Raw genomic sequence first — 16,703 nt, 5'->3', positions numbered from 1 at the left:
ACCACCGCGGACACACCGCCCTCGCAGGCAAACCACCCGCCAGCCGCGTCCCCAACCTCACAGGGCAATACACCTAGCCCCTACGGGTAGGGCGTATCCCTACTGCGCGGTCACCCGGTCGACCCAGCACTTCTTCACCTTGGCGACCGCCTTCGGGCTCTTCATGGCGATCTCGAAGGTCTTCGTCTCGCCGGGCTCCACCGTCACGAGCTTCTCCGCCTCGTCGACGTCCACCGCCGCGGCGTCCTCGAAGTCGAGCTCGACCTTGAACGTCTCCGTGAACGTCTCGCGCGAGGTGATCCGCAGGGTCGCCGTCGTGTCCGCCTTGCGGGCCGGCTTGCCCTTGCGCTTCTTCTGCGCCGGCTTCACACAATCGACGACGACCACGTCCACGGTGGACGTCGGCGAGGACGTGACACTCGGCGTGGCGGGCTCAGTGGTGTACTCGCTGCCGCCCGAGCCGCTGCCCAGGTCGTCGCCGTCGTAGTCGTAGTCGTTGTTCTTCTTCTTGGAGCTGGAGCAGCCACCGCCCGAACCGCTGCTCTTGCTCTTGCTCTTGCCGCTCCCGCTCCCGCTCCCGCTGCCGCCGCCGCTGCTGCCCTTGCTGGTCTCGAAACCCGTCAGCGCGAGCACCACCACCGTGAGCGTCGCCGCGAGCCTGAGCCCTCTGCGGCGCGCCGTCCCCGTTGCCATTGCCGCTCCTCTGTCGTGTCCGCGCCACCCTAGCGCCGCGTGGCGGGGCCCCCGCACCCGGCGTAGCGTCAAGACCGAGAGCCGGACCGTAAGGAGGCCGATCGATGGTCCGCAACGTCATCGGCTCGGTCCTGGCCCTCGCCGGAGCGACGGCCGCCGTCTGGAGCCCCTTCCGTGCCTGGTACGACGGCCGTCACGGCAGCGACTACCGCATCGAGGACCTGTTCGGCGGGATCACCGACGTGAGAGCCGAGGTGATCGGCTCGCTGCTGCTCCCGTTCGCGTTCGCGGCCGTCGTCACCCTGCTCGGCGTGGTGCTGCGCTCCCGGCTGCTCGTGGCGTTCGCCGGCCTCGTCGTGCTCGGCTTCACCATCCTGTGGATGGTCCGCGTCGGGCAGGCCGAGGGCAGCCTGACGGTCGGCGGGGACGGTACGGGACTCGGCGACGGCGTCGCGAACGCCTTCGGCGGCGGGCTCCTGCTCCTCCTCGGCGCCCTCGTCATGTCGGGCCGCACGCGTGCGCGCAGCATGCCGCTGGAACCGGAGCCGACGTACCCCGTCCATCCCGACCAGCCGACGCGACCGACGCATCCGACCTTGGACGGCGGCCCGTACACGGCACCGCCCCCGGCCGACCATCCGACCAGGACGATGGACGTCCCGACCTGGGACGGAACCCAGGACTGGGACCAGGACCGGGACCGTACGCGGATCCAGGACCCCGGCGCGGGCAGTAACGACCGCGCCTAGAGCCCCGCAAGCCCCGCGTTCACACCCGTCACACCCGTCACACCCGTCACACCCTCGGCGCCGCGCTCCGCCCGGTCGCCGTGCCCTTCACCGCGTCCAGCGCGTACACGCACCGGTCCTTGCTGCACGCGTACACGACCCCGCCCCGCGCCACCGGCGAGCCGGTGATCTCGCCGCCGGTCGCCAGCTTCCAGCGCAGCTGGCCGCCGGTCGCGTCGAGCGTGTACAGGACGTGGTCCGCCGAGCCGAAGTGCACCCGCCCGTCGGCGACGACCGGCGTACCGATCAGCTCGCCGCCCGCCGCGAACCGCCACTTCGGCGTGCCCGTGACCGCGTCGAGCGTGTACAGCGCGCTGCCGCTGCCGACGTGGATGTTGCCGTCGACGACGAGCACCGGCTCGATCGACTGGCGGGACTCGGTGGCGATCCGCCAGCGGTCCTGACCGGTCGTCGCGTCGAGGGCGTACACCGTGCCGAGGTAGTCGGCGAGGTAGACCCCGCCGCCCGTGACGGCCGGGCCCGGCGCGAAGGCCGGCGGGGAGAGGAAGACCGCGGGCGCCTCGAAGTGCCAGCGGACGCGCCCGGACGCGATGTCGATCGACAGCACGCGCGTACCGGCGGCGACGTACACGTAGCCGTCCTCCGCCGGGGCCACCCGCACCGGCACGTTGCCGCAGGCGGCGGCGTCGCCGACCGGGTACGACCAGCGCTCCACACCCGTACGGGCGTCGAGGGCCTGGAGCCGGGCGTCGCGCCAGACGTACACGGTGTCGCCGTGCACGGCGGGCCCCGCCTCCGCGGTCTCGAAGTCGGTCTGCGCGCCGGTGATCTCCCACAGCTTGGCGCCGTTGGAGGCCTCCCAGCCCTGGACGCCGCCGCCCCGGGTGCCGGTGACGACCGTGCCCCGGTCGACCTGGAGGGAGTACACCCAGGCGTCCGTCTGGAGCCGCCAGCGCTCGCTGCCGTCGGTGGCGTCGAGGGCGTAGAGGGTGGGCCCGTCGGAGGCGTGGATACGGCCCTGGGCCACCGCCATCGACCAGGCGACGTCCCGCGTCTTGAACTGGCGGCGGCCGCTGGCCACGTCCAGGGCGTGCACCTCGAAGGAGGTGACGTAGAGCAGGTCGCCGGCGACGACCGGGGTGCCCCAGACGTCGTTGGACATCCGGAAGCGCCAGGGCCGCCAGTGCGCGGGCTCCGGCGCGGCCTCCGGAGCCGGCGGGGGTACGGACAGGGGGCGGGCGCCCGGCGGGGGGCCGGGCTCGGCGACGCCGTTCGCGCCGCCGCCGGGCGGGCGGATCCAGCCGGTGGCGGGGCCCACGTCGGCGACCGGACCGAGCGCGGCGCGGGTGTCGGCGACGCGCAGACCGGGGCCGATCGGGACGGCCGCGCCGGCCAGCCGTACGGGCCCGCCGGACTCGGCCGGTGCCGCGTGCCGGCCGCCGCCACCGCCACCGCCACCGCCGCCGACGTGGGCGGGGCGCGGGTCGGCGCCCCACTCGGGCGCCTGCCGAGGCGGACGCGGGGGCGTGGGCGGGGTGACCGGGGGCGGCGGGGCGCTCGGGCGGCCGCCGCGGCGCCGCTCGATCATCTCGACGGCGGACTGCGGAAGCCAGGCCGACGCCGTACCGCTGTCGTCGCTGCCGGGTCCGAAGAGATGGGGCGCGAGCTGGGCCTGGAGGTCGGCCGGGGTGGGCCGGCGGGAGACGTCCATCTGCATACAGGACTCGATGAGCGGCCGCAGCTCGTCCGGCAGCCCCTCCAGGTCCGGGCCCTCGCGGAGCAGCATGAAGACGGTCTCGACGGGGTTCGCGCCGTGGAACGGGGCATGCCCGGTGGCGGCGAACACCAGCATCGAGCCGAGCGAGAAGACGTCGCTCGCGCCGGTGACGCTGCGCGAGTCACGGGCCTGCTCGGGCGACATGTACGCGGGCGTACCGACGGCGACGTTGGTCATGGTCAGCCGGGTGTTGGAGACGCCGGAGGCGATACCGAAGTCGATCACCCGGGGGCCGTCCTCGACGACGAGGACGTTGGACGGCTTCAGGTCGCGGTGGACCAGGCCCGCGCCGTGGATGGACTGCAGGGCCTCGGCGACCCCGGCGGCCAGCCAGCGCACGGCCTGGGCCGGGAGCGGCCCGCACTCGTTCACGATCTCTTCGAGGGAGGGCGCGGGGACGTACGCGGTGGCCAGCCACGGCACGGCGGCCCGCGGGTCGGCGTCGACCACGGCGGCCGTGTAGAACCCGGAGACGGCCCGGGCGGCCTCGACCTCACGGGTGAAGCGGACACGGAACAGCTGGTCCTCGGCGAGCTCGGTCCGCACGGTCTTGATCGCCACGCGCCGCCCGGACGCCGAGCGCGCGAGATAGACGAGACCCATGCCACCTGCACCGAGCCGGCCCAGCACCTCGAAGGGCCCGATCCGTCTCGGGTCGTGCTGCGTCAGCTGCTCCACTTGCCTGCCACCTCCCCGTACGGGCCATGAGAATACGGCCCCGTGGCCCTGATTCTTCCTGTCCGAGCCGCCGGTTGCGAACCCGGGGGCGGATCGGGGTGTCGCCCGTTCGGCCGCCGGGTCGTGCCGGCCGGAGCACCGGGGTGTCCAACGGCCTTACGCGGCCGCGAACACGTGAGTGAAGCGTCACTCAATGTGCTTCTCGCGTGCGATACGGGCGCGTATGTACGAGTGCGGACGCCACGGTGTGCGACACGAAATCGGACGGCAACGCGGATCTCCCACGCGTGCCTGACGCGGCTGAGCACGAGTCCTGGCAACAGGACCCCGCTACCCCTCAGCCCCTAGGGACGTGTGCCCCCGAACGGTGTGGGGCGATCGTTCGATGCCGGTGGCGGTGGGCTCGTCCTTCGGTTCCGCAAGGACGGCGAAGCGGGCGCCCTGGTTGTCGTGGAGGACGGCGATGCGGCCGTGCGGGGTGTCGAAGGGCGGGTTCGTGACGCGGCCGCCGTGGCTGACCGCCGTCGCGCAGGTCGCGTCGCAGTCGGCGACGGCGAAGTAGACGAGGACGTGGCCCGGCATCTCGGCCGGGAAGGCCTCGGTGAGCACGGCCCGGCCGCCGAAGGCGGTGTCGTCGCCGGGGCGGGAGCCGGGCGGGGACCAGACGCGGTAGTCGAAGTCGCTCTCCCTGCCCTCCTCGCCCGGTTCCACCTGACGGCCGAGGTAGCCGAAGACGGAGGCGTAGAAGGTGTCGACCGCGTCCCGTTCCCTCGTATAGACCTCCATCCAGCAGAACGAGCCGGGGAGCATCGTCTTCTCGAAGCCGTCGTCGTCGCCCGCCTGCCGCAGGCCGAAGACGGCGCCGCCGGGGTCGGCGGCGAGCGCGAGGACACCGAAGGGGCCCACGGGATACGGCTCCATGATCAGCTGGCCGCCGGCGGCCTTGATCCGGGCGGCCAGCGTGCCCGCGTTCTCGGTGGCGAGGTAGACGGTCCAGGTGGTGGGCATCCGGCCGTCGCGCTTCGGTACGAGTCCGGCGACGCGCTTGCCGTCACTGAGGGCCTCGTCGCGGTCCGGGTCGAAGGTCCAGCCGAAGAGCTCGCGGTAGAACCGCTTCCCCGCCTCCAGGTCGGGAAGCTGCGCCTCCACCCAGCAAGGGGTGCCCTCTGTGAATACCGCCATGGCTCCACGCTAGGCCGGGGGGTGGCCCACCGCACGCCCCATATTCGAACATACCGCCATATAGGGAGGCGGCCACCCCTGGGCATCCCGAGTTGTCCACCGAAGTTGTCCACAGGCTGTTAATAAGCCTTTTCGAGTGCGGGTCGCCTCCCGCCCCTGCGGCCGGCGCCCAGAACCCGTCCGGAAGCCGACCGGAACCCGTCCGCTCGGGGGTGCACCCCATTTGCACTCGGTCGAATCGCGCGCCGATCACCCCTCGGTAAGCTGACGGCATGACAGGACAAGTACGCACCGTCGACGGCCGCGTGGCCGGACGACGCGGTCAGGCGACGCGGCAGAAGCTGCTCGACTGCCTCAGCGAGATGCTCAGCTCCTCGCCGTACCGGGACGTCAAGGTCATCGACGTGGCCCGGAAGGCGGGCACTTCGCCCGCGACGTTCTATCAGTATTTCCCCGACGTCGAGGGTGCCGTCCTCGAGATCGCGGAGGAAATGGCAAAGGAGGGCGCCGCGTTGACCGAACTGGTCTCCGGCCGCTCCTGGGTCGGCAAGGCCGGCTGGCAGACCTCCGAGGAACTGGTCGAGGGCTTCCTGGACTTCTGGCGGCGGCACGACGCGATCCTGCGGGTCGTGGACCTCGGCGCCGCGGAGGGCGACAAGCGGTTCTACAAGATCCGCATGAAGATCCTGAACTCCGTCACCAACTCCCTTACGGACTCGGTGAAGGACCTCCAGGCCAAGGGCAAGGTCGACAAGGACGTCAGCCCGGCGGCGATGGCTGGATCCCTGGTGGCGATGCTGGCCTCGGTGGCCGGACACCAGAAGGGGTTCCAGACCTGGGGCGTGAAACAGGCCGAACTGAAGCCGAACCTGGCGCTGTTGGTGCACCTGGGCATCACGGGCAAGAAGCCGACGAAGTAGCCGGTCCGCCCGGTACGTACGCCCGCTACGTACGCCCGCCCGGTACGTACGCCCGCCCGGTACGTACCCCCGTACGGCCATGCGGCCGCGCGGCGGGCAGCTCGGCTCGCGCACCGTGCACCGCGCACCGTCACCCGCTTCCGTACGCCCGCTCCCTCCCCATCCGTCCTGTCGTGCCGACGGCGGCCTCTCCGCGAGACCGCCGTCGGCATTCCTCTGTCCAGGACTCCAGGGCTGCAGGGCTCCAGGGTTCTCACCGTCGCGTCAGCCGGAACAGCCTGATCTCGCGCTCGATCCGCGCCTGGTACGTCGCGTACGGCGGCCAGAACGCGAGCGCCGCCAGCCACGCCGCCACCCGCTCCTCCCCCGCGAGCAGCTCCGCCCGCACCGGGATCGTCTCGCCGCGCCAACTCACCTCCACGTCCGGGTATTTCAACAGGTTCCCGGTCCACGCCGGATGGCCGTCGCGGCCGAAGTTGGAGCCGATCAGCAGCCAGGTGCCCGCCGGCTCCGGCATGCACGCGAGCGGAGTCACCCGCGGCTGCCCCGACTTGGCGCCCTTCGCCGTCAGGATCAGCCCCGGCAGCATCTGGGCGCTGAGCATCACCTTGCCGCGGGTCAGCCGGTGCACGGCCCGGTCCATCGCCGGGATGAAGTGCGGGGCGACCTTCGCGAACGTCCTCGTGGACGACACCTTCTGCATCAGACGTACGCCGACGGGCATCAGGCCGCCACCTCTCCGAAGAGTCCTGTCACCTGGGCGGCACGCTCGCGCAGCCGTCGCGCGGGCCCGAAGAGCAGCTCGTCCGCCGTCGCCCGCTTGAAGTACAGATGCGCCTCGTGTTCCCAGGTGAAGCCGGTCCCGCCGTGCAGCTGGATCGTCTCGCCGGCCACCGTCCGCAGCGCCTCCAGGGCGGCGGCGAGGGCGAGCGCCCCCGTCCCGGCGCCGTCGCCCGGTTCCCGGGCCGCGCCGTACGTGAGCGAGCGGGCCGCCTCCACCTGGACGTACAGGTCGGCGACCCGGTGCTTGACGGCCTGGAAGGAGCCGACGGGCCGGCCGAACTGCTCGCGGGTGCCGACGTACTCGACTGTACGGTCCAGGGCGGCCTGGGCCGCGCCGAGCGCCTCGGCGGCGAGCGCCACCGCCGCCGTCCGCCCGGTCGCGGCGAGCGCCCCGAGCACGTCGACCGGCTCCTCGCCGAGCAACTCGGCTTTCACGTCCCGCAGTTGGAGCGCGGCCTGGGAGCGGGTCGCGTCCAGGGTGGGCTGCCGTACGCGGACGAGTCCGGCCGCCTCCCCGCGGACGAGGAAGAACAGGGTCCGGCTCCGCGCGAAGCCGCCGGCGTGGGCGGCGACCAGGAGCAGTCCGGCGCTGTGCCCGTCGAGGACCTGGGTCACCTCCCCGTACAGCTGCCACCCCCCGTCCACGGCCCGCGCCTGTACGCCTCCGGACCGCCCGCCGCCCGCGACCCAGGCGCCGTTGTCGCCGGTCAGGCCGAGGGCGAGCGCGAGCGAGCCGCCGGGGACGGCGAGTGCGCAGGTCAGGGTGCCGTCGGCGATGCGAGGCAGCAGCTCGGCGCGCTGCCGTTCGGCGCCGAGGGCGCGGATCGGCGGGGCGGCGAGGACGGCGGTGGCGAGGAGCGGCGAGGGGGTGAGGGCCCGGCCGGTCTCCTCGCAGGCGAGGGCGAGCTCGGCGGGGCCGCAGCCCACCCCTCCGTACTCCTCGGGCAGGGCGAGCCCGGGCAGCCCGAGGGCGCCGGACATCCGGTGCCACAGGTCGGTGTCGTACCCCTCGGGGGTCGCGACGGCGGCGCGGACCTCGGCGGGTCCGGAGCGTTTGGCGAGCAGTTCGCGCAGGGTGCGGCGGATCTCGTCCTGCTCCGCGGTGAAGGCGGCGTCCATGGGGCTCCCCTCCCTATCTGACGGCCCGTCATGTTAGGGGGGTTGAGGGCAGAAACCCAGAGCGGGGAGCCGCGTAACTCGCCGGATGCTCGCGGGATGCTCGCGGGGTACTCGCCGGATGCTCGCCGGATGCTCGCCGGATCAGCAGATTTCCCCCGGCGCCTTCGCCGTCGCCCGCAGCAGGTCCCGTACGAGCGTGAAGTCGACCCGCTCCGGGCGCCGGAAGCGCAGGCAACCCTTGCCCATGTCCTGGCCGGCGAGCCGCTCCTCGAAGCCCTCCCGGATGTCCGGCCGCATCAAGTAGAAGGAGATGTACTGCTTCTGCGAGGCGAAAGCGATCTCCGGCTCCCCGCCCGGCCGCCGGTACGTGGGCATCCCGTACGCCATGACCTCCTCGAAACCGTGGAGTTCGGTGCGGCAGAGCTCGCGCAGCCGGACGAGGGCCGTCAGGCGGTCCTGATCCACGACCTCCGTGAGGTACGTGTCGACGTCTTCGGCCGTACTTCTCGGCATCCGATTCTCCTATCTGATGTACCGTCAGATTCATGCCCACCACTTCACGGAACCGCGACCGCGACCGCGACCGCGTCGGCGACCGCGCCGGGCGTCGCGTCGCCGTCGTCGGCATATCCCTCTCCGACTGCGGCCGGGTCGACGAGGCCACTCCCTACACTCTGCACGCCCAGGCCGCCCGCCGCGCCCTCGCGGACAGCGGCCTCGACCGCTCGGTGATCGACGGCCTCGCCTCCGCCGGGCTCGGCACCCTCGCCCCGGTGGAGGTCGCCGAGTACCTGGGCCTGCGGCCCCGCTGGGTGGACTCGACCGCCGTCGGCGGCGCCACCTGGGAGGTCATGGCCGCGCACGCGGCCGACGCCATCGCCGCCGGGCACGCCAACGCGGTCCTCCTCGTCTACGGCTCGACGGCCCGCGCCGACATCAAGGCCCGCCGCCGCACCTCGAACCTCTCCTTCGGGGCACGCGGCCCGCTGCAGTTCGAGGTCCCCTACGGGCACACCCTGATCGCCAAGTACGCGATGGCCGCCCGCCGCCATATGCACCAGTACGGGACGACCCTGGAGCAGCTCGCCGAGGTCGCCGTCCAGGCGCGGGCGAACGCGGCGCTCAACCCGGAGGCGATGTTCCGGGAGCCGATCACGGTCGACGAGGTGCTCGACGGCCCGATGATCGCCGACCCCTTCACCAAGCTGCACTGCTGCATCCGCAGCGACGGCGGCTGCGCGGTGCTGCTGGCGGCCGAGGAGTACGTACCGGACACGGCGAAGGCGCCCGTCTGGATCCTCGGCACGGGCGAGCACGTCTCGCACACCACCATGTCGGAGTGGGAGGACTTCACGACCTCGCCAGCGGCGGTCAGCGGCCGGCTCGCGTTCGAGCGGGCGGGGGTACGGCCGGAGGACATCGACCTCGCGGAGGTCTACGACGCCTTCACCTACATGACGCTGGTGACGCTGGAGGACCTGGGCTTCTGCGCGAAGGGCGAGGGCGGCCCGTTCATCGAGGCGAAGGACCACCTCCCGGTGAACACGGACGGCGGCGGCCTCTCGGCCTGCCACCCCGGGATGCGGGGCCTGTTCCTCCTGGTGGAGGCGGTACGGCAACTACGCGGCGAGGCCCCGGGTCACCAGGTCCGCCGCCCGGACGGCAGCCTGCCGGAACTGGCGGTGGCGTCGGGGACGGGCGGCTGGTTCTGCTCGTCGGGGACGGTGATCCTGGGGCGGGGCTAGCCCGTGCCTGGCACAGCAGAGCGGGGCCGGCCCGCGCCCCGCACAGCGCCCTAGGCCTGCGAGTCCGGCTTCCAGTCCTGGGCGAGGAGCCCGAGCAGCACCTCGTCCAGGAACTCGCCCATCACCCAGGCCGAGGAGCGCAGCACGCCCTCGCGGACGAAGCCGCTGCGCTCGGCGGAGCGCAGCATCGCGGCGTTGTCCGCCAGCGTCTCGATCTGCAGCCGCTGCAGGCCGCGCACGACGAACCCGTAGTGGCACAGCACCGCGACCACGTCGGTGCCGTAGCCCTGGCCGCGGGAGGCCGGCAGCAGCCCGAGGCCGATGTGCGCGGACCGGTTGTGGGTGTCGATGCCCCACAGCGTCGCGGTACCGACCAGCTTGCCGCCGTCCAGCTCCACCACGGAGAACTGGACGAGCCCCTGGTTCGTGTCGTCCACCACGAGCCGGGGATCCTTCGAGCCGGGCGTGATCGGCCGCCACGGCCCGCCCTCGGCCCGCGCGGCGTTGGCCACGTCGTCGTAGAGCTCGGTCCGCAGGATCGGGATGTCGTCCTCGTGCCGGGCCCTCAGCCCGACCTTTCCGCCTCTCAGCATGCACGCTTCTTATCCGACCGCTCCGACCGGCGGCAAGCCGATAAGACCCCCGCTCCCCGCCCCTACGCCTTGCGCGCCTCGATGAGGAAGCGGGTGGAGTGGGCGACGAACGGGCCCTCGCGCTCGATCCGTTCGTGCAGCTCGCGCAGCCGGTCCCGGTACGCCTCGACCGTGAAGCCCGGCACGATCCAGATCACCTTCCGCAGGAAGTACACGACGGCGCCGATGTCGAAGAACTCCGTCCGCAGCGACGCGAAGCGCAGATCGACCACGTCCAGGCCCGCGGCGCGGGCGTCCGCGTCTCGGCGTCCGGGTGGCGCATCCGCCGGACCTCCGCCGGCTGCGGCCCGAGGAAGAACTCGACCAGCTCGAAGACCGAGGAGTGGCCGACGTGCTGGGCGAGGTACGTGCCGCCGGGGCGCAGCACCCGGGCGATCTCGCTCCACCAGACCGTCGCCGGGTGGCGGCTGGTGACCAGGTCGAAGGCGGCGTCCGCGAACGGCAGCGGCGGCTCGTCCGGGCCGGCGACGACGACGGCGCCGAGCGGGTGCAGCAGCCGGGTGGCCTTGGTGACGTTCGGCGGCCAGGACTCGGTGGCCGCCAGCAGGGCGGGCTTCCCGCCGGTCCGCAGGGCGCCGGCCAGGACCTCTCCGCCGCCGGTCTGGACGTCCAGCGCGGCCGAGGCGTCGGCCAGCCGCTCGCCGAGCATCCGCTGATAGCCCCAGGTCGGCCGCTCCTCGGTCGCGCGGCCGTCGAGCCAGGAGAAGTCCCAGCCCGCGACGGGCGCGGCGGCGGCCGCACGGACCAGGTCGTCGAAGGAAGGTGCCATAGGCCCATGATGGTGGACGCGACGCGCCTCTCGTGATCAAAGTGGACGCCATGACCGAGTCGCCGCACACGTCGTCCTTCGACCGCGCCCTCCGCTCCCTCCGGGTCTGGGACACCGAACTGCCCGCCTTCGACCCGGCGGCCGCGCCCGCCGAACCCCTCCCCCTCTTCCACGACTGGTTCGTGGCGGCGGCCGACGCCGGGCAGGTGGAGCCGCACACCATGTCCCTGGCGACCGTGGACGACGGCGGCCGGCCCGATGTCCGTACGGTGATGCTGCACGGGGCCGACGCACGCGGCTGGCACTTCGCCTCGCACGCCACCAGCGCCAAGGGCCGCCAGCTGGCCGCCCGCCCCGAGGCCGCGCTCGGCTTCTACTGGCCGGTCCAGGGGCGTCAGGTACGGGTCAGGGGCCGGGTCTCCACGTCCCCGCGCGACGAGGCGTACGCCGATCTGCACGCCCGTACGACCGGGGCGCTGGCCTCGGCGCTCGTGGGCCGGCAGAGCGAGGTGCTGGGGTCGCTGGACGAGCTGCGCCGGGTGAGCGAGGCGGCCTGGGAGCGGGCGTCGGCGGAGCCGGGCGCCCACGCCGAGAGCTGGACGGTGTACGTCCTGGAACCCACCGAGGTCGAGTTCTTCCAGGGCGACGAGCGCCGGCGCCACGTCCGGCTCCGCTACCGCCGCGAGACCACCGGCTGGGTGCGGGAGCTCCTCTGGCCGTGACCCCGGGCCGGGGCGCACCATGGGAACAGGAGGTTGAGAACCATGGGTACGTACATGGATGTCCACCGGAACATGACGGGGATCACCGCCGACCAGCTACGGGAGGCGCACGCGGCCGACCTCGCGATCGAGAAGGACGAGGGCGTCCACTTCGAGAGGGCGTGGGCGGACCCGGAGTCGGGCACGGTCTACTGCCTGTCCCACGGCCCGTCGGCCGACGCGGTACAGCGCATCCACGCCCGCACGGGCCACTCGGCCGACGAGATCCACGAAGTGAGCCTCATGGTGTGAGAGCCCCTTCAGGGGCGACCCGGGTTCAGGCGGAGGTCCGGGAGTCCCGAGGCTCCCTGGGCGACCACCGCTCGTGCTTCATGAGATTCCCCAGCCCCGCCCAGGAGAAGTTCATCAGCGTCGCCGCCGCCTCCCACGCCGTCATCCCCGGCGTCTCGTTGGCCCAGCCCGCCAGCGACTCGGCCGCCCCGACGAGCGCCTGGGCGAGTCCCGCGACGTCCCGCTCGGCCAGCTCCGGATCCCGGTTCGTCTCACGGTGGGTCTCCTCGGCGGCGGCCCCGATCAGCGTCCCGACGTACGCGACGATCTCGTCCCGCATCCGGCCCGCCTCACCGGCGAACGGCTCCCCGTGCGTCCGCGCCTGCCGGCTCAGCACCGCCCAGCCGTCGGGGTGCTCGGCGGTGTGCGTGAAGAAGGCGAGCAGCCCCGCCCACAGCTGCTGCTCGGCCGTCTGCCGCCGGTCGACCCCGCCCACGACGGCGGCGATCAGCGCCTGCGCCTCGCGCCGGATGCACGCGGTGAAGAGCTCTTCCTTGGAGTTCAGGTACAGATAGACGAGCGGCTTGGAGACCCCCGCCAGCTCGGCGATCTCGTCCATCGACGCGGCCTGGTACCCCCGCTGCCCGAAGGTCCGCACCGCGGCGTCCATCATCTGCCGCTCGCGCACCTCCCGCGGCATCCGCTTCACCTTCGTGCCACCCACCCGCGCCCTCCCTCTCTCCGGGGAGGAGCCTACGGCGGGAACGCGCGATGCCCATGCCCCCGGAGGGACATGGGCATCGGCATCAAGCCACACACGAACAGGCGGGGGTCACGCGGTGACCGGCACCGCGACCTTCTGCTCGGCCTCGACCGCGTCGAACTCCTCGATCGGGGAGGACGAGGCGCTGTTGTACGCGTCGAGGTTCAGGATCTTCTCGCGGGCCGAGACGATGACCGGGACCAGCGACTGGCCGGCGACGTTGGTGGCCGTACGCATCATGTCCAGGATCGGGTCGATCGCCAGCAGCAGGCCCACGCCCTCGAGCGGGAGGCCCAGGGTGGACAGCGTCAGGGTCAGCATGACCGTGGCGCCCGTCAGACCGGCGGTGGCGGCCGAGCCGACGACCGAGACGAAGACGATCAGCAGGTAGTCCTGGATGCCCAGCTGGACGTCGAAAATCTGCGCGATGAAGATCGCGGCGAGCGCCGGGTAGATCGCGGCGCAGCCGTCCATCTTGGTGGTGGCGCCGAACGGGACGGCGAAGGAGGCGTACTCCTTCGGGACGCCGAGGCGCTCGGTGACCTTCTGGGTGACCGGCATCGTGCCGACCGAGGAGCGGGAGACGAAGGCCAGCTGGATCGCGGGCCAGGCGCCCTTGAAGAACTGGATCGGGTTGACCTTGGCGACCGTCGCGAGCAGCAGCGGGTAGACGCCGAACAACACCAGCGCGCAGCCGATGTAGACGTCGGCGGTGAAGGTCGCGTACTTGCCGATCAGCTCCCAGCCGTAGTCGGCGATGGCGAAGCCGATGAGGCCGACGGTGCCGATCGGGGCGAGGCGGATGACCCACCAGAGAGCCTTCTGGAGCAGCTCCAGGACCGACTCGGAGAGGGACAGGATCGGCTTGGCGCGGTCGCCGAGCTTGAGGGCGGCGATGCCGGCGACGGCGGCCATGAAGACGATCTGCAGGACGTTCAGCTCGGTGAACGGGGTGATGACGTCCGTCGGGATGATCCCGGTCAGGAAGTCGATCCAGGTGCCCTCGCGCTTGGGCAGCTCGCCGTCCTTCGGCGTGAGGCCGGTGCCCTCGCCGGGGTTGGTGAGCAGGCCGATCGTGAGGCCGATGGCGACCGCGATCAGCGAGGTGATCATGAACCAGATCAGGGTCTGGGCGGCCAGCCGGGCGGCGTTGTTGACCTTGCGGAGGTTGGTGATCGACACCAGGATCGCGAAGAAGACGAGCGGGGCGACGGCCAGCTTCAGGAGCTGGACGAAGATGTCGCCGACCTGGCCGAGGGTCTCCTTGAGCCAGCTGATGTCCTGGCTGCGGGCGAGCCAGCCGAGCAGGACACCGAGCACGAGGCCGGCGACTATCTGGGCCCAGAAGGGGACCTTGGGCATACGGGATGCGGACGCGGACACGGACACACTCCACAGGTGCGTATCGGGGAATACGGGGACGGGGGTGCGGTACACACGCGCTCAGGCGTACCGCTGCATGATGCCGGGGTCAGAGCTCGCGGCAACAGACCGCGGACATACAGCGGCACAGATCGACATGGCGGCGCGCCACGAGCGGAATGCTCACGGCATCGGGGAGGCGCACGGCTGTCGTCATGGCAGGTACGTTAACACTTGAACTTTGAGAACCTCAAAGCCCTTCTTTGGGTCTATGAGACCCCACTTCGACCTCCGAAACGCAGAACACCCCGGTCAGGAGCCTTCGAAGCTCCCGATCGGGGTGTTTGTGCTGTGACGAAACTTACCCGGGCCTTACGCGTCCTCGCTGGCGCGGTTGGTGTCGAGCCGGCCCTTCGCCTTGTCGATCTTGGCCACGATCTGCTCGGACATCGCGTCCCGCTGGCCCCGCAGCAGCACGAAGCTGAGCGGCGCGGAGATCACGATGGAGAGCAGCAGCACCCAGAGCAGGTTCGAGTCGCCGAGGCCGCGCGGCAGCACGCCGAGACGGACGAGCCCGACGAGCACGAGGAAACACGCGGCGAAGATGCCGAGGCGCATGAAGGTGTAGCGGAGGGTCGCAGCGCCCGTCCCGTTCGCGGCCACGACGGCCCCTTTCTCTGTACTCAAAGTCTGTGCCGTCCAGTGAAGCACGGGAAACAAATGGGGCGGCCCGCAGGGCCTCGATGAGGGGCGGTGGTCGGGCGACGGGTGGGCGATCAATGCAGCGGGAGCAGCATGATGATGTCGTCCCGGTCGTCGCCCTCGGTCACCCGGATCGCGCCGGGCACCCGCCCGACCTCCTTGTAGCCGCAGGAGCCGTAGAAGCGGTCGACGCCCGTGCCGCCCCGGCAGGTGAGCCGGATCGCCTCGATGCCGTCCAAGCCGCGGACCGCGTCCTCGACGGCGGCCATCAGGTCGCGCCCGTACCCCTTGCCCTGGTGGGAGGGGTGGACCATGACCGTGTAGAGCCAGACCCAGTGCTTCATCAGCCGGTGGCTGTTGTACGCGACGAAGGTGGTGGCGGCGACGGTGCCGTCCTCCTCGTACCCGACGACGAGCCGCATCCGGCCCTCGGCCATCGCGGCGAGGTGCTTGACCAGCTCGGGCCGCACCTCGTCGGGGGTGACCGGCGGGACGAAGCCGACGGCGCCGCCCGCGTTGGAGACGTCGGCCCAGAGCCGCAGGACGCCGTCCCGCAGCTCAGGGGTGATCGAGGGGTCGAGCTCGAAGCGCAGTGCCACGAGAAAGCCTCAGACCCGCATCGGCTGGGGCGACTCACGGCGGTCCGCGTCCGGGCCCGGGTACTCGCGGATGATCTCGTACCGGGTGTTCCGCTCCACGGGCCGGAAGCCGGCGTCCCGGATCAGTTCGAGGAGGTCCTCGCGGCCCAGCTTGTTCGGCGTGCCGTAGTTGTCGGCGTCGTGCGTGATCTTGTACTCGACGACCGAGCCGTCCATGTCGTCGGCGCCGTGCTGGAGCGCGAGCTGCGCGGTCTGGACGCCGTGCATGACCCAGAAGACCTTGACGTGCGGCACGTTGTCGAAGAGGAGGCGGGAGACGGCGAAGGTCTTGAGGGCCTCCGCGCCGGTCGCCATCGTCGTACGCGCCTGGAGCCTGTTGCGGACCTTGCCGTCCTGCATGTCCACGAAGTCGTGCTGGTAGCGCAGCGGGATGAAGACCTGGAAGCCGCCGGTCTCGTCCTGGAGCTCACGCAGCCGCAGCACGTGGTCGACGCGGTGCCGGGGCTCCTCGATGTGCCCGTACAGCATCGTCGAGGGGGTCTTCAGACCCTTCTCGTGCGCGAGGCGGTGGATCCGGGACCAGTCCTCCCAGTGGGTGCGGTGGTCCACGATGTGCTGCCGCACCTCCCAGTCGAAAATCTCCGCGCCGCCGCCGGTGAGGGACTCCAGACCTGCCTCGATGAGCTCGTCGAGGATGTCGGAGGCCGACATGCCCGAGATGGTCTCGAAGTGGTGGATCTCGGTGGCGGTGAAGGCCTTCAGCGAGACGTTCGGGAGCGCCTTCTTCAGCTCGGAGAGCGAGCGCGGGTAGTAGCGCCAGGGCAGGTTCGGGTGGAGCCCGTTGACGATGTGCAGCTCGGTGAGGTTCTCGTTCTCCATCGCCTTGGCGAGGCGGACGGCCTCCTCGATGCGCATCGTGTACGCGTCCTTCTCGCCCGGCTTGCGCTGGAACGAGCAGTACGCGCAGGACGCGGTGCACACGTTCGTCATGTTGAGGTGGCGGTTGACGTTGAAGTGGACGACGTCACCGTTCTTGCGGGTCCGGACCTCGTGGGCCAGGCCGCCGAGCCAGGCCAGGTCGTCGGACTCGTACAGAGCGATGCCGTCCTCGCGGCTCAGCCGCTCTCCGGAACGGACCTTCTGCTCCAGCTCGCGCTTGAGACCCACATCTTGAACAGATGCAGTCATGCGGCCGCCTCCCATGTCTGACGATTTCA

The 16,703-nt window shown here is 71.6% G+C and carries 17 protein-coding genes and 1 pseudogene; 5 read left to right on the top strand and 13 right to left on the bottom strand.

Annotation, left to right across the window (positions count from 1 at the left end; translation table 11 throughout):
• Positions 1–99: 99 nt before the first annotated feature.
• Positions 100–693: a hypothetical protein gene (locus Q5762_RS29865; RefSeq protein WP_315895381.1), complete on the bottom strand. Its 594-nt coding sequence runs from the start codon at positions 691–693 to the stop codon at positions 100–102.
• 104 nt (positions 694–797) lie between these two features.
• On the opposite strand from Q5762_RS29865, the gene Q5762_RS29860 reads away from it, so the two are divergent.
• On the top strand, positions 798–1,442 hold the full coding sequence (locus Q5762_RS29860) for a hypothetical protein (RefSeq protein WP_315895380.1): 645 nt from the start codon (positions 798–800) through the stop codon (positions 1,440–1,442).
• A gap of 46 nt (positions 1,443–1,488) precedes the next feature.
• Here the strand turns inward: Q5762_RS29860 and Q5762_RS29855 are convergent, their stop codons facing one another.
• Both Q5762_RS29855 and Q5762_RS29850 read right to left on the bottom strand, forming a co-directional pair.
• On the bottom strand, positions 1,489–3,897 hold the full coding sequence (locus Q5762_RS29855; protein WP_315895379.1) for a PQQ-binding-like beta-propeller repeat protein: 2,409 nt from the start codon (positions 3,895–3,897) through the stop codon (positions 1,489–1,491).
• 330 nt (positions 3,898–4,227) lie between these two features.
• Entirely contained in the window at positions 4,228–5,079 is an 852-nt protein-coding gene (locus Q5762_RS29850) for a VOC family protein (protein ID WP_315895378.1), read from the bottom strand.
• A gap of 272 nt (positions 5,080–5,351) precedes the next feature.
• Here Q5762_RS29850 and Q5762_RS29845 point away from each other — a divergent pair, with 272 nt between their 5' ends.
• Complete coding sequence (locus Q5762_RS29845; RefSeq protein ID WP_315895377.1) at positions 5,352–5,999, top strand: TetR family transcriptional regulator; 648 nt, start codon at positions 5,352–5,354, stop codon at positions 5,997–5,999.
• Between the two features lie 253 nt (positions 6,000–6,252).
• Here Q5762_RS29845 and Q5762_RS29840 read toward each other — a convergent pair whose 3' ends face one another.
• The 3 genes from Q5762_RS29840 to Q5762_RS29830 form a co-directional block, all read right to left on the bottom strand.
• On the bottom strand, positions 6,253–6,723 hold the full coding sequence (locus Q5762_RS29840) for a nitroreductase family deazaflavin-dependent oxidoreductase (protein WP_315895376.1): 471 nt from the start codon (positions 6,721–6,723) through the stop codon (positions 6,253–6,255).
• Positions 6,723–7,901, bottom strand: a complete 1,179-nt coding sequence (locus Q5762_RS29835; RefSeq protein ID WP_315895375.1) for an acyl-CoA dehydrogenase family protein — start codon at positions 7,899–7,901, stop codon at positions 6,723–6,725. The genes Q5762_RS29840 and Q5762_RS29835 overlap by 1 nt, the downstream gene beginning before the upstream one ends.
• Before the next feature lie 141 nt (positions 7,902–8,042).
• Complete coding sequence (locus tag Q5762_RS29830) at positions 8,043–8,414, bottom strand: DUF1801 domain-containing protein (RefSeq protein ID WP_315895374.1); 372 nt, start codon at positions 8,412–8,414, stop codon at positions 8,043–8,045.
• A gap of 32 nt (positions 8,415–8,446) precedes the next feature.
• On the opposite strand from Q5762_RS29830, the gene Q5762_RS29825 reads away from it, so the two are divergent.
• Positions 8,447–9,646 (top strand): thiolase C-terminal domain-containing protein, encoded by a 1,200-nt coding sequence (locus tag Q5762_RS29825; RefSeq protein ID WP_315895373.1) that lies wholly within the window; start codon positions 8,447–8,449, stop codon positions 9,644–9,646.
• Between the two features lie 50 nt (positions 9,647–9,696).
• On the opposite strand, the gene Q5762_RS29820 is transcribed toward Q5762_RS29825, so the two are convergent.
• Positions 9,697–10,239, bottom strand: a complete 543-nt coding sequence (locus tag Q5762_RS29820; RefSeq protein WP_315895372.1) for a GNAT family protein — start codon at positions 10,237–10,239, stop codon at positions 9,697–9,699.
• A 62-nt stretch (positions 10,240–10,301) separates the two neighbouring features.
• Positions 10,302–11,068 (bottom strand): annotated as a pseudogene (locus Q5762_RS29815) (class I SAM-dependent methyltransferase).
• Positions 11,069–11,118: 50 nt separating this feature from the next.
• On the opposite strand from Q5762_RS29815, the gene Q5762_RS29810 reads away from it, so the two are divergent.
• A complete protein-coding gene (locus Q5762_RS29810; RefSeq protein WP_315895371.1) occupies positions 11,119–11,790 on the top strand; it encodes a pyridoxal 5'-phosphate synthase in 672 nt (223 codons plus the stop codon).
• A gap of 42 nt (positions 11,791–11,832) precedes the next feature.
• Positions 11,833–12,081 (top strand): SCO4226 family nickel-binding protein, encoded by a 249-nt coding sequence (locus tag Q5762_RS29805; RefSeq protein ID WP_315895370.1) that lies wholly within the window; start codon positions 11,833–11,835, stop codon positions 12,079–12,081.
• A 25-nt stretch (positions 12,082–12,106) separates the two neighbouring features.
• Here the strand turns inward: Q5762_RS29805 and Q5762_RS29800 are convergent, their stop codons facing one another.
• From Q5762_RS29800 to mqnE, 5 genes are all read right to left on the bottom strand, one after another.
• Positions 12,107–12,784, bottom strand: a complete 678-nt coding sequence (locus Q5762_RS29800; RefSeq protein ID WP_399495295.1) for a TetR/AcrR family transcriptional regulator — start codon at positions 12,782–12,784, stop codon at positions 12,107–12,109.
• Positions 12,785–12,892: 108 nt separating this feature from the next.
• Positions 12,893–14,185, bottom strand: a complete 1,293-nt coding sequence (locus tag Q5762_RS29795; protein ID WP_315895386.1) for a dicarboxylate/amino acid:cation symporter — start codon at positions 14,183–14,185, stop codon at positions 12,893–12,895.
• Positions 14,186–14,557: 372 nt separating this feature from the next.
• Entirely contained in the window at positions 14,558–14,848 is a 291-nt protein-coding gene (locus tag Q5762_RS29790) for a DUF4229 domain-containing protein (protein ID WP_315895369.1), read from the bottom strand.
• Between the two features lie 113 nt (positions 14,849–14,961).
• Positions 14,962–15,486, bottom strand: coding sequence for a GNAT family N-acetyltransferase (locus Q5762_RS29785; protein WP_315895368.1), 525 nt, complete (start codon positions 15,484–15,486; stop codon positions 14,962–14,964).
• Positions 15,487–15,495: 9 nt separating this feature from the next.
• Complete coding sequence (gene mqnE, locus Q5762_RS29780; protein WP_399495294.1) at positions 15,496–16,674, bottom strand: aminofutalosine synthase MqnE; 1,179 nt, start codon at positions 16,672–16,674, stop codon at positions 15,496–15,498.
• Between the last annotated feature and the right edge of the window lie 29 nt (positions 16,675–16,703).

The organism is Streptomyces sp. P9(2023) (assembly GCF_032436795.1).
Lineage (GTDB): Bacteria > Actinomycetota > Actinomycetes > Streptomycetales > Streptomycetaceae > Streptomyces.
This window is presented reverse-complemented; position numbering and strand designations above follow the sequence as displayed.

Excerpts from the sequence above, each read along its gene's own strand:
- Q5762_RS29865 (WP_315895381.1), bottom strand. The coding sequence starts at position 693 with ATGGCAACGGGGACGGCGCGCCGCAGAGGGCTCAGGCTCGCGGCGACG.
- Q5762_RS29860 (WP_315895380.1), top strand. The coding sequence starts at position 798 with ATGGTCCGCAACGTCATCGGCTCGGTCCTGGCCCTCGCCGGAGCGACG.
- Q5762_RS29850 (WP_315895378.1), bottom strand. The coding sequence starts at position 5,079 with ATGGCGGTATTCACAGAGGGCACCCCTTGCTGGGTGGAGGCGCAGCTT.
- Q5762_RS29845 (WP_315895377.1), top strand. The coding sequence starts at position 5,352 with ATGACAGGACAAGTACGCACCGTCGACGGCCGCGTGGCCGGACGACGC.
- Q5762_RS29840 (WP_315895376.1), bottom strand. The coding sequence starts at position 6,723 with ATGCCCGTCGGCGTACGTCTGATGCAGAAGGTGTCGTCCACGAGGACG.
- Q5762_RS29835 (WP_315895375.1), bottom strand. The coding sequence starts at position 7,901 with ATGGACGCCGCCTTCACCGCGGAGCAGGACGAGATCCGCCGCACCCTG.
- Q5762_RS29830 (WP_315895374.1), bottom strand. The coding sequence starts at position 8,414 with ATGCCGAGAAGTACGGCCGAAGACGTCGACACGTACCTCACGGAGGTC.
- Q5762_RS29825 (WP_315895373.1), top strand. The coding sequence starts at position 8,447 with ATGCCCACCACTTCACGGAACCGCGACCGCGACCGCGACCGCGTCGGC.
- Q5762_RS29820 (WP_315895372.1), bottom strand. The coding sequence starts at position 10,239 with ATGCTGAGAGGCGGAAAGGTCGGGCTGAGGGCCCGGCACGAGGACGAC.
- Q5762_RS29810 (WP_315895371.1), top strand. The coding sequence starts at position 11,119 with ATGACCGAGTCGCCGCACACGTCGTCCTTCGACCGCGCCCTCCGCTCC.
- Q5762_RS29805 (WP_315895370.1), top strand. The coding sequence starts at position 11,833 with ATGGGTACGTACATGGATGTCCACCGGAACATGACGGGGATCACCGCC.
- Q5762_RS29795 (WP_315895386.1), bottom strand. The coding sequence starts at position 14,185 with ATGCCCAAGGTCCCCTTCTGGGCCCAGATAGTCGCCGGCCTCGTGCTC.
- mqnE (WP_399495294.1), bottom strand. The coding sequence starts at position 16,674 with ATGACTGCATCTGTTCAAGATGTGGGTCTCAAGCGCGAGCTGGAGCAG.